Origin of the sequence: Piscinibacter defluvii, from assembly GCF_004011805.1 — a bacterium.
In the GTDB taxonomy this organism is placed as follows: domain Bacteria; phylum Pseudomonadota; class Gammaproteobacteria; order Burkholderiales; family Burkholderiaceae_C; genus Piscinibacter; species Piscinibacter defluvii.
This window is the reverse complement of the sequence record NZ_ML137197.1, coordinates 384,772-385,769: the sequence shown is the minus strand read 5'-3', so window position 1 is coordinate 385,769 and position 998 is coordinate 384,772. Positions and strand designations below refer to the sequence as shown.

General features: G+C 62.6%; 1 protein-coding gene. It reads left to right on the top strand.

Annotated elements, in window-relative coordinates; all coding sequences use genetic code 11:
- Positions 1-998, top strand: a 998-nt coding sequence (locus tag D9C15_RS33330) for a hypothetical protein (RefSeq protein ID WP_205854726.1), incomplete at both ends; no start/stop codon positions are given.

The window sequence follows — 998 nt, the reverse complement described above, 5'->3', positions numbered from 1 at the left end:
CGGGCACTCAGGACTTCGGGACGCGCTGCGCGCAGCCCGGCGTGGTCAAGTGTGTCGGTTTCGACGATGTCGGCGACTTCAATATCGGCAGCGGCGGCAGTGCCGGTGCCTATGGCCAGAACTCGGGCATCTACGCGCCCTGGGGGACCACCGACTACACGCGTGCCACGCGTGACACCAGCGCCAAGGCCTCGGGCAACAGTTCATTGAAGTTCACGATTCCGGCCAACTCCGGCTCCGATTCGTCAGGCTCGTATTTCACGAACTTCTCGACCGACCTTTCGGTGCAGTTCGGTGAGAACTCGGAGTTCTTCGTGCAATGGCGCCAGCGCTTCAGCCCGGAGTTCATCAACACCAAGTTCGAAGGGGGGGGCGGCTGGAAGCAGATCATCATCGGCACCGGTGACACGCCGGGCGGTACACCCCAGTCGTCCTGCTCGTCGCTCGAGACGGTGGTGCAGAACACCTATCACCGCGGCTTCGCGCAGATGTACAACTCGTGCTCGGGTTCGACTTCGCACGGGCCGTACGACGGGTTTGAGGAACGGTTCGGGGCGTATGACTTCAAGCTGCAGAACGGGCGCCCATCGCCCTACTGTCTGTACTCACAAGGCAGCACCAACTCGTACTTCACGTCGGGCAACTGCTTCGGCTACTACGCCAACGAGTGGATGACCTTCCAGGTCCGCATCAAGACCGGGCCGCGGGTCGGCGACGAGTTCACCAACAGCTACGTGACGCTGTGGATTGCGCGTGAGGGCAAGCCTTCGGAGCAGGTCATCACCTGGGGGCCGTACAACCTGACCGCTGGCCCCGCGTCGGAGAACCAGAAGTACGGCAAGGTCTGGTTGTTGCCGTACAACACCGGCAAGAGCGCGTCGACGACCAACCCTGTCTCGTACACCTGGTACGACGAACTGATCATCTCGCGCACCAAGATCGCCGACCCGACCTTTACCGGTGCTCCGGCACCTGCACCCGCACCAGCACCAGCACCG